The following is a 9,626-nucleotide window of genomic DNA, read 5'->3' as shown; positions in this document are numbered from 1 at the left end:
AAAACAGGCTTTAGCCCTGATTTAATCATTGCTCCTTATTACTCACATGAAGCAGGAGTAAAGGCTAAGCTTGAAAGTGTGGCAAGTTCTATGAATATCACAGCTATTGTGGATCTTTACGCTACAAATGTTGGCGAAGCTATTAATACAATGGAGGCTTTTAGCTCTAAAAGATTAATTGCCACTTGGCCACAGGTTCAAATCCTAAATACAAGGGGATCTTATGCTTATGTTCCACAATCTCCTATCATCGCAGGTTTAATAGCTCATACAGATGGGGATAAAGAATATGGCTTTAGTGATTCTTACTCAAATAGAGTGATGAATGGGGTTACTGGCACAGAACATTTTATAGAGTTTATCAATGGCTTTGATTGTGATGCAGAAAGATTAAGAAATGCTCACATTTCAACTTGTATTTTAGGTGAAGGTTATCGCTCTTGGGGTGGGGAAACTAGCCATGAAGATACGATTTGGCAAGATTTAGCTCGTGTAAGAACCTTTGATCGTATAGCCCTAGCAGGACAAAAAGCAGCTTTTAAGGCTATTGATAAAAAAGCAAGTGAATTATATTTTATAAAAATCAGCATTGAAGAATTGCTAAGAGATTTAAAAGGAGCTAAGGTTTTAATTGGCTATGAGGTAAGCTGGGATGAAGAAAGAAACACAGATGCCAATGTGAGTGCTGGTAAGTTTTATCTAAATATAAAAATGATGAATAATCCAATCGTTAAACAAATCACTTTAGAGTTCATCTACTCTGATGAATGGGCGAGTGATTTGATTAAAACTATTAGTGCAGAGTAAAAGGTGGCTTTTGGGGCTTTCTCACAGAGAGTGTAAAGCACAAGCTTAAAGAGAGTGTAAAGCACAAGAGAGGGGTCAAGGGGATGAAATCCCTTGTTGTAAGGTGGAATTTACTTCCACCGCGAAGTTAAAAGAAGGAGAATAACATGTTTAATAAAGTACCTCAAGTAATTGAACAAGCAAATTGTTTTATAGATGGGTATGGTTATGCTGGGGTAGCAAGAGATATTACTTTGCCTATTATAGAACAAGAAGTATTAGAAAGCAAAGGAGCGCTGAGTGCAAATTATGGCACGGGTGTATTTAAAGCAATGGAATGCTCTTTTAAAATTAGTGAGATGGGAGAACAAGCTTTTGAAGCTTTTGGAGTAAATACTTTTTCTAAAACAAAAATCCCACTTGTTTTTAAAGCAAGTATTCATCAAAGCGGATCAGGAAAACAAGTGCCTTTTGTAGTGGAGTTAAATGGAGAATTTACATCTATGACTCCCCCTTCTATTGTAGCAGGTGGCGAATTTACAAGTGAAATAAAAATCAATGTGCATTTTATAAAAATCACAATGGATGGCAAAAGACTATTTTTAGCTGATATAAAAAATCTTATTCTAGAATTTAATGGCATTGATAAAATGGCAAAAGTAAAAGCAAATTTAAGTCTATAAGGAGAAAATTATGTCAAAAATAATCAAATTATCAAATGGAAATGAAGTTAAATTTAATCCCCCAACAGCTGGGATGTTGCGTCGTTCTATGGATATGCAAAAAGGCGAAGGTTCGAGAGCTTTTTATATGATAGGAGAATGTACTAATATGAGTTTAGAAGAACTTGATAATTTAAGTCTTGAAGACATTACTCTTTTAAGCAATGAATTAAACAATTACCAAACTCCCAGTGGGAGCACTGAATAATGAAGCTATTGCGTTAATAGCTCATTATTTGCATTTTTCTTATAGTGAAATTATGAGTTTAAACATAAAAGATTATCTTGAATTTTTAGATATCAGTTTAAAAATCGCTAAGAGTGTTTAAGCTTAAAAAAACAATAGATAAAGGTTACAATATAAAGTATTAAAGAAAAAAGCACAAAAAATGAAGTGATATTAACAAAACCTGCTAAATAATCATCACTTAAAAAAGAAAGCATAAAAGCGACAAAAATACCGAGTGTTAAAAAGGCTTTAAAAACGATTTTAAAGTTTTTTAAAAAGATGATTTTAGCATTAAAAGCATTGTCTATTTTTTTCATAAATAGATTTTACAATAAAAAGGAAAAATATGCAAGATTTAGGACTTAGCTTTGGTATATCTTTAGCCTTTAAAGGCTTTAAAGAATTTGCTAAAAACACTGAAGCTTTAAAAAAGTTTAGTGCTAATTTGGATCAAAGCAATAAAAGTGTAAAAGCCTTAAATAAAAGTATTGATGCATTAGAAAAATCCAAGGCAAAGATTAAAGCAATAGGTGAAGAATTTAGTGCTTTAAAAGGTGAGCTTATGGCTAAAGGCGCAAGTGCTTTAGCCATCGGTGTGCCTGTAAAAATCAGTGCTAATCTTGAAGATGATATGAATAATATAAACGCCTTTTTAAATACAAATAATGAAAGTTTAAATCTTTTACGAAAAAACTTTTTAAAACTAAGTTCTAATATAGGAATGAATGTTAATGAGCTTACTAAATTGGGTGAAGCAGGAGCAAGGCTTGGGATAAAAAGCGAAAGTGAGCTTTTAAAATTTAGCGAACTTGGTGCTAAGTATAGCAAAGTCTTTAAATTAAATAATGAAGAAAGTATTAATTTCATGAGTAAGCTTTCTAATATTTATAAATTAAATACCAAAGATATGCAAAATCTTGGAGATAAGATAATTGGTGTAGCTAAAGCAAGCAATGTAAGTGCTTCAAGTGTTGCTAAGATAATGAATGAAGTAGGAGGCGATGCAAAGCTTATTGGTATGAGTGCAGAGGGTGCGGCAGCTTTAAGTGCTGCTTTTGCAAGTGCGACTAAAGATGAAGGCGAAGCGATTGGAACTTTTAAAGCAATGACTAGCGTTATGAGTAATTTAAATAATGCAAGTGATGATATGAAAACCAAGTTTTTAAGCTTGGGGCTTAGTACAGAACAACTAAGTGCTTATTTTAAACAAGATGCAAGCGGTGCGGTTAAAGTACTTTTAAATCAGATAAAAACCTTACCAAAAGATGAGATGGTCTCTTTTTTAAATTCAGTTTTTGGGACGGGTGCTGCAGGCATGATGCAAAATTTAGTCGACAATACAGATAAGTATGAACAAGCTTTAAAATCTTTAAAAAATACAAAAATGGGTGCTTTAAATAATGAATTTAAAAAGTTAGGAGACTCCACTAACACAAGCTTTGCAAAACTTAGTGCCAGTATGGCAAATCTTAGTGCAAGCATAGGCGAAGCTTTAGCACCTGCTTTAAGCTTTGTCATGGATAGTATCTCATCTTTGATTAACTTTATTAGAGAGATTATTGATGCTTTTCCAAATTTAAGTAAAGTTATAGGTACCTTAGTAGTTTCTTTAACTATAGCTAGTGTGGCCCTTAGTGCTTTAAAAGTAGGATTTTTGGTTGCAAAAATTGCAGGAGCGCAATTTGCTTTTACGCTTAATGCTATAAGAACTGCTTTTAATATATTAAAAATCGCTTTTTTAACCAACCCTATAGGGCTTGTTTTAATGTCAATTGCCGCCATTGCAACGCTTGTTATCATGAACTGGGATAAAGTTAAAACCTTTTTCATTGGATTTATAGATAAAATTAGTTCCGTTTTTAGCGGATTTGGCGAGTTTTTTAGCTCTTTATGGGGTGGTTTATTTAATTGGTTTGCTTCTAAGTTTGAATGGTTAAGCAAAGCATTTGCAAAGATTAAAGATATAGCTAAAAGCGTGGCCTCTTTTTTTGGTTTTAGTGATAATGATAAAAAAGTTGATGGAGAAAAATATCAAAATTTACAAAATGATAATTCTAGAACCCATCATGGCATAGTAAGATCAGGTGCTCCAAAGCATGAAGCAAGACAAGCTGAAATTGCCGCTTTATCCAAAAGAAGTGATATTTCTAAAAAAAATGAAATCAATGTAAATATTAATGGAACTTTTAATATAAGTTCAAATAATGGAGTGTTTGATTTAAAAGCTTTCGCAAAAGAAGTTGAAAATAGTGTTTTAAGTGCATTAAATAAAAATGCAGATAAAAAAGTGCAGACAACAATTTGGGGTTAAAATGATATTTTGTTTAGGTGAGTTTGAGTTTGAAGCTTTAAATGTAGATGAGCTTGAAAAAAATTATGAATACGGCATTAGAAGCATTGAACGTATTAATAATCATAATGCTTTAATCAGCGTTGCTAAAGCAAATGAAAGTATTAAAATAAGTGGCAAAACTTTACCGCTTAGTAAAGATAAAAACACTTATTTAGATACTTTAAAGCAAATGGCTTCTCAAAATAAAAGCTATGCAATGTGTAGTGCCAGTGGAGTTTATTTTGGAAAATTTGCGATTTTAAGTATCAGCGAAAAACAAAGTGCTTTTTTAGAAGGCAGTGGCTTTTTAACACAAAGTTTTGAACTTAATTTACAAAGGGATTTTGATGAGTGAGATTTACATTGCAAAAAACAATGAAAGGCTTGATAGTGTGGTTTATAAGCATTATGGAACGCTTTTGTATTTTGATCAAGTTTTATTAGCCAATCCAAAATTAGAGCCTCTTTTAAAAACAGGAGATAAAGTGATTTTGCCTAATATTGAAATTCAAGAAAACAAGGAAGAAACTTTATGGTAAATCATCCTAGCTTTAAGATAAAAGCAAATGATAAAGATATTACACAAAAGATAAGTCTTAATCTTATTAATCTAAGCTTTGATGATAAGGCCAAGGATGAAAGTGATGAGATAAGCATCAGTTTAAATGGACTTTATGCAAGAGCTCCTTTTGGCGATAAGTTAGAACTTTGGCTTGGATTTGATGAAAAACTTTTTAAATGTGGTACTTTTAGCATTAATAGTTTTAGTAAAAATTATAGCTCTAAAACAACAGATATTAAAGCTACTGCGATTAATTTTGCTAGCAATATTAAAAACAAAAAATCAAGGACTTGGGAAAATACTAATCTTGCAGATATTGCTTTAAAAATTGCTGGGGAAAATAATTTAAAAGCAAAAACAAATAATGCAAACAAAGCTTATATCAAACATGAACTTCAAAACAATGTAAGCGATATTGAGTTTATTTATACTCTTTGTGCAAAATATGGCTTTTTAGCTTGTATAAAAGAACAAACTCTTATCATCATAGAGCAAAAAGAGGCAGCACAAGAGGGTGTAAAGGGTGGTGGAAAACAAGAGGGTGGCATTAAATATACTTTAGATATAAGCGAACTTAGTGATTTAAATATCAGTATTAAAAATCGCAATGATTATACAGGCGTTAAACTAACTTACCAAGATATAGAACAAGGCATTGTTAAAAGCGTTTTAAGTGGCAATGATAAGGGTTGTGTTTATGAGCTAAAGATTGCTGGAGTAAAGAATGATAGTGAGGCACTAAACTTGGCAAATGCTAAGCTTAATGCTTTAAATAAAGGCTCTTTTGAAGGAAGTTTTAGCATGGTAGGGAAAAATATCAAAGCAGGAGCGAATTTAGAAATAAAAGGCATTGATGAAAAGGTTATTTTTAGTATTAAAGATGTAAAACATGACTTTTCTTTGAGTGGATATACTATAAGTGTTAATTTTGAAGGGTAATAAGGAAGACTAAAGCCTTCCTTTTTCTAAAAACTAGCAAACTAATCAAATCTATTTATATTGAATTAATTAAAACAAGGGATATTTTTTTCACTTTCTATTATCTTGACAAATTCTTCATAAATACATAGTGCATTGTCAATAATCTGATTGTATTTTAATAGCTTGATTTTGTAATTTTCTTCAAGAGATTTAATGTCCGTAGCATCTAATTGGATAGTATTTCCACTTCCCTCTATTCCAGCATCTTCTGAAATAATAAAATATGCCTTAATATCTTCTTTTTTTATTGGTTTCATATTGTGAGGTAAATTTTGCATTAATGCCGTTCTATATCTTCTAATTTGTCTACTAATATCTTCACTCTCAATTTTTGCATGTCCCGTAGCAGTATTTTTTTTTAATTCTACTATAATGGGATATTGTTCTTCGGCTATACTAATTAAAATATCAATAAAATTTCTATGTATTTCACCTTCTTTATCAATTTCCCTATAATACTTTTGACGTACTATATTAAACGATTCTTGATTATTTAATTTTTTACTCCAATAAGGATTAATTAACCAAGGATGTTCATACAAGTGATCTTCAAAAAATTTCTCTGGAGTATTATTCTCATTCATTAATTCTTGAAGTTTTTTGATTGCCAAAATTCTATTTTTTGCTATTTCATAAACCTTTAAGTGATCAGAGTTTGCAATTTTAGACATTAGAGTATTTAATAATTCTGTAAATGAATTATTGTTTCTATTTAAGCTATTTTCTAGTTCTTGGATATCAACGTTATTGATAGTATGAACAATTGAACTTATCATTTGTTTGATATTTTTATGGTAAATTTCTTCATCTTCTTTATCTTGTTCATCAATTCCTTGGATCATAATGTGTAAAAATTTTTTATGTATGTTTAATTTTCTATCATCTAAAGATTTAAGCCAATTTTGATAACTTTCATTGTTTTTAATGTCCTCTGGAATATAACTAATTGAATCTTTGGTTCTAATTTCTTGCCATTTATTTACAAAAACATTTCTTACGTCTTTTAAATTGTCAATAAATTCGCTTACATATTCATCAGAAATATCTAAACCTTGTCTGCTTGATGTAATTGGAGAGTCATTTTCAGAATAAAAAAAATCTGCATGAACTTCTCCTACTAAATATTGACTAGCAATTCTTGCATTAGCACTTTCTTTAAAAATATTTTCATCAGCAATTTTTTTATTAATGAATACGATTACATTGTTAAAGTCAAAATTTTTAGTTTGAATTTTTTTAAGCTCTGCAACACCTCCCATCCATCCTTTTATTTTATTTTCATTAAAGTATTTAATAACATTTTGATCTCTATTATAGGGGATTTTTTTAGATACATCAACATTGGGAAATAATTCATTAATCTCTTCTGTGCTATATCCAAAATAAACCAATAACTCTATGCTATCATAATATATGTGCGACTCTAAACTAACTTCATCATTGTTAATTTTAACTTTAAAGTTATCTTTGCTAGATGCAATATAAAATCTTCTAGATAAATGAATTTTTAAATTATCTGTAGTTGAAGTTATCACCCTTCTTCTTAAATGTTCTATTTTGACAATCATTCCAGATTGATTAGAGTTATATTGACTAAATTCAGTCGGTAAATTTTCAATTTCTTGATAGACAACATTATGAGTATTTTCTTCACTTAAAAGTTCTTCATATTTTAATGTAAAAGTAATCCACTTATCAGAATTAATACTTTTTGTATATACGGTATACATATCTCCCAAACTAAAAGCAGCTAGTTTTCCAATTCCTTTTTGCCCCATTGGAAGTCTTTCTTTAAGATTATTGATAGGATTTTCCTTATCCTTGTTTCTTCCTATTTTTGCATATTTTTTTTGCAGCTCATCAACATTTAAACCTTTCCCATTGTCGGCTACTACAAGAAAGGTTTCATTAAGAACTATATCTACCTGTGTTGCATAAGCATCATAAGAATTTGCTATTAGTTCTGCTATTGCTGGAGGATTGCTATTATACAGTTTTCTTCCTAAATGATTTACAGCTTTATTTGCTATAGAAAATTCAATTGTATTAGCCATACGCTTCTCCTATCAGATGTTTTTTAATGCTTATTCCTATTATTTCCCCAAGTCTTGGAGGAACAGCATTTCCTATATGTCTTGAGATAACAGATGTTTTAATTCCAACTTCATTATCAATAAAATCATAATCTAAAGGAAATGTTTGCAATAAACTTGCCTCTCTTAAACTTATTGCACGATTTTGTTCAGGATGTCCAAATCTACCATTTCCTAAACTCGTGCAAAAAGTAGTCATTGTAGGAGAAGGTTCTTCCCATTTCATTCTTCCATATACACTACCAAAATTTTTACCAGATTCTTTTTTATGGCATTTAAGTATTAAATGCTCAGGCCAATCTTTCCAACTACCTCCATTTTTAGGAGTAGCTTTAATTCTTTCTAAATTTAATCCTGATAAAGGTTTAGCTATGTGTAATGGATCTGTTTTAGATTGTTCTCCTGATTTAATCTTAGGTAGAAAGCCTATTGCATCTCTTACTGTCTTGTAATTTTCTTTGTGGTGTGTTTTATTTATAATGTGTATTTCTTTAATTTTAGATCCCAATAAAACTAATCTTTTTCTATTTTGAGGCATGCCATATTCTGGACAAAATATAATTTTATAATCAATAAAATAACCATGTTTTTTTAAAGTACTAATAAAATTTTTAAATATCGGATATTTTTCCAAATCAGGCACATTTTCCATACTAATAATTTCAGGTTTTATTTCAATTATTAATCTAAGAAATTCATTAAGTAAAGTCCATTTCTCATCATTTTCATTATTTTTGCCTTTGGTGTATTTGGAAAATGTTTGACATGGAGCACATCCTACTAGAATCTTATATTTTGTATCACCAAAATATTCTTGGATCTCATTTGAAGAAATATTTTTTATATTTTTTTCTATAAACTGTGCTTTTATATTTTTTTCATAAGCATATTTGCAAGTTTTATCCAAATCATATCCTGCTATTATTTCAAAGCCAGCTTGTTTTAAACCACAGCTTAATCCACCAACACCACAAAATAAATCAATTACTTTACTTTCTTTCATAAAACACTTTATCTCTTTTTTAAATTATACAATTAATTTTTATATAAGATGCTTAAAAGACTTTTAGCTAAATGTTTAATAACACCTTAGACAACATTAATGATATTTTTTGCATTAGAAATCAAATTCAAAAAACAATACTTTGATTTTAAGTATCAAATGACTTTGATTTGAAAAGCGGTTTTATATATGCAAAAAAATATACAAGATTATATTATTGATGTTCATTCTTGTGATCCCCATTCATCAAATGCTTATAAACAAGATTTATTTGATGTAGAAAATGAAGTTTTTGCTAAAGATTGTGAGTTTATAGAAAAATGTGGTTTAGATGATATGGTAAAACACAAACAAAGTGATGAAGTTTTTAAAGTGTTTTATAAAAAAGATGATAAAATAAGATTGCTTAGAGTTAGTAATATGCAAGCTTTAAATCGTTTTGATAAACTTAAAGGTGCAATGACAAAAATAATTTTAGATAGTGGTTTTAAACCTGATAAATAAAAAGGATTAATATGTGTAAAGATCAAGAATATATAGAGCAAAGAAAGGTTTTATGGGAAAAAAGTTTTGAAGCCTTTAAAGATGATAAAGTGTATCAAAAAGAACAGCTTGAACTTGCAGAAGCAGGAATTAATGATGGCTTAGAGGAGGATTAATTATATAATTAGCCATATATTTATATTAGTTTTTTTAAAAAACCGTTTTTACTATTCTTTAATCTTTTATATTGTATTTTGATTGTCTTATTTATGTAATTTTATATATAAAAAAAGTTTTTTCCAATTTTACAACAAAACCCTTTATGGTATAATAAAAATAAAAATTATATAAGAAAGGATATAAATGGCTATAAAAATTGAAATTAGCGGATTTGATAAGGATTTTTTACCTGTTTTTGAGAGTTTAGCTAAAAGC

General features: G+C 29.5%; 13 protein-coding genes. 10 read left to right on the top strand and 3 right to left on the bottom strand.

Annotated elements, in window-relative coordinates:
• The 4 genes from AJ885_RS00230 to AJ885_RS10355 form a co-directional block, all read left to right on the top strand.
• Positions 1-807: phage tail sheath family protein (locus AJ885_RS00230; RefSeq protein ID WP_070280516.1), on the top strand; the 807-nt coding region annotated here is incomplete at its 5' end.
• Positions 808-953: 146 nt separating this feature from the next.
• On the top strand, positions 954-1,469 hold the full coding sequence (locus AJ885_RS00225) for a phage major tail tube protein (RefSeq protein WP_002865794.1): 516 nt from the start codon (positions 954-956) through the stop codon (positions 1,467-1,469).
• Between the two features lie 10 nt (positions 1,470-1,479).
• The gene (locus AJ885_RS00220; RefSeq protein WP_002789979.1) at positions 1,480-1,716 is read left to right on the top strand and encodes a phage tail assembly protein; all 237 of its coding nucleotides are present in this window, start codon (positions 1,480-1,482) and stop codon (positions 1,714-1,716) included.
• The gene (locus tag AJ885_RS10355; RefSeq protein WP_002865793.1) at positions 1,700-1,837 is read left to right on the top strand and encodes a hypothetical protein; all 138 of its coding nucleotides are present in this window, start codon (positions 1,700-1,702) and stop codon (positions 1,835-1,837) included. Before AJ885_RS00220 ends, AJ885_RS10355 begins: the two co-directional genes overlap by 17 nt.
• Here AJ885_RS10355 and AJ885_RS00215 read toward each other — a convergent pair.
• The gene (locus tag AJ885_RS00215) at positions 1,824-2,054 is read right to left on the bottom strand and encodes a hypothetical protein (RefSeq protein ID WP_002789978.1); all 231 of its coding nucleotides are present in this window, start codon (positions 2,052-2,054) and stop codon (positions 1,824-1,826) included. The genes AJ885_RS10355 and AJ885_RS00215 overlap by 14 nt on opposite strands.
• Before the next feature lie 29 nt (positions 2,055-2,083).
• Here AJ885_RS00215 and AJ885_RS00210 point away from each other — a divergent pair, with 29 nt between their 5' ends.
• Genes AJ885_RS00210 through AJ885_RS00195 form a run of 4 tightly spaced genes read left to right on the top strand, consistent with a single transcriptional unit; the run spans position 2,084 to position 5,570 of the window.
• Positions 2,084-4,048: a phage tail tape measure protein gene (locus AJ885_RS00210; RefSeq protein ID WP_057038865.1), complete on the top strand. Its 1,965-nt coding sequence runs from the start codon at positions 2,084-2,086 to the stop codon at positions 4,046-4,048.
• A 1-nt stretch (position 4,049) separates the two neighbouring features.
• Positions 4,050-4,424: a phage tail protein gene (locus AJ885_RS00205; RefSeq protein WP_002789966.1), complete on the top strand. Its 375-nt coding sequence runs from the start codon at positions 4,050-4,052 to the stop codon at positions 4,422-4,424.
• Entirely contained in the window at positions 4,417-4,608 is a 192-nt protein-coding gene (locus tag AJ885_RS00200; RefSeq protein ID WP_002910020.1) for a tail protein X, read from the top strand. The genes AJ885_RS00205 and AJ885_RS00200 overlap by 8 nt, the downstream gene beginning before the upstream one ends.
• Positions 4,602-5,570 carry a phage late control D family protein gene (locus AJ885_RS00195; RefSeq protein ID WP_070276109.1) on the top strand — a complete coding sequence of 323 codons (969 nt, stop codon included), beginning with the start codon at positions 4,602-4,604 and terminating at the stop codon, positions 5,568-5,570. The genes AJ885_RS00200 and AJ885_RS00195 overlap by 7 nt, the downstream gene beginning before the upstream one ends.
• A gap of 65 nt (positions 5,571-5,635) precedes the next feature.
• On the opposite strand, the gene AJ885_RS00190 is transcribed toward AJ885_RS00195, so the two are convergent.
• Together AJ885_RS00190 and AJ885_RS00185 are read right to left on the bottom strand one after the other, a co-directional pair.
• Positions 5,636-7,666, bottom strand: a complete 2,031-nt coding sequence (locus AJ885_RS00190) for an ATP-binding protein (protein WP_070280514.1) — start codon at positions 7,664-7,666, stop codon at positions 5,636-5,638.
• Positions 7,659-8,708, bottom strand: coding sequence for a DNA cytosine methyltransferase (locus AJ885_RS00185; protein ID WP_002875392.1), 1,050 nt, complete (start codon positions 8,706-8,708; stop codon positions 7,659-7,661). Before AJ885_RS00185 ends, AJ885_RS00190 begins: the two co-directional genes overlap by 8 nt.
• Before the next feature lie 189 nt (positions 8,709-8,897).
• Between AJ885_RS00185 and AJ885_RS00180 the strand changes: the two genes are divergently transcribed.
• Positions 8,898-9,212, top strand: coding sequence for a hypothetical protein (locus tag AJ885_RS00180; protein WP_070210654.1), 315 nt, complete (start codon positions 8,898-8,900; stop codon positions 9,210-9,212).
• Positions 9,213-9,223: 11 nt separating this feature from the next.
• Complete coding sequence (locus AJ885_RS10350) at positions 9,224-9,367, top strand: hypothetical protein (RefSeq protein ID WP_002807233.1); 144 nt, start codon at positions 9,224-9,226, stop codon at positions 9,365-9,367.
• Positions 9,368-9,626 lie beyond the last annotated feature (259 nt).

The organism is Campylobacter sp. BCW_6464 (assembly GCF_001762775.1).
Classification (GTDB): Bacteria; Campylobacterota; Campylobacteria; order Campylobacterales; family Campylobacteraceae; genus Campylobacter_D; species Campylobacter_D jejuni.
Note: the sequence above shows the minus strand (reverse complement) of the source record. Positions and strands in the feature narration are given on the sequence as shown.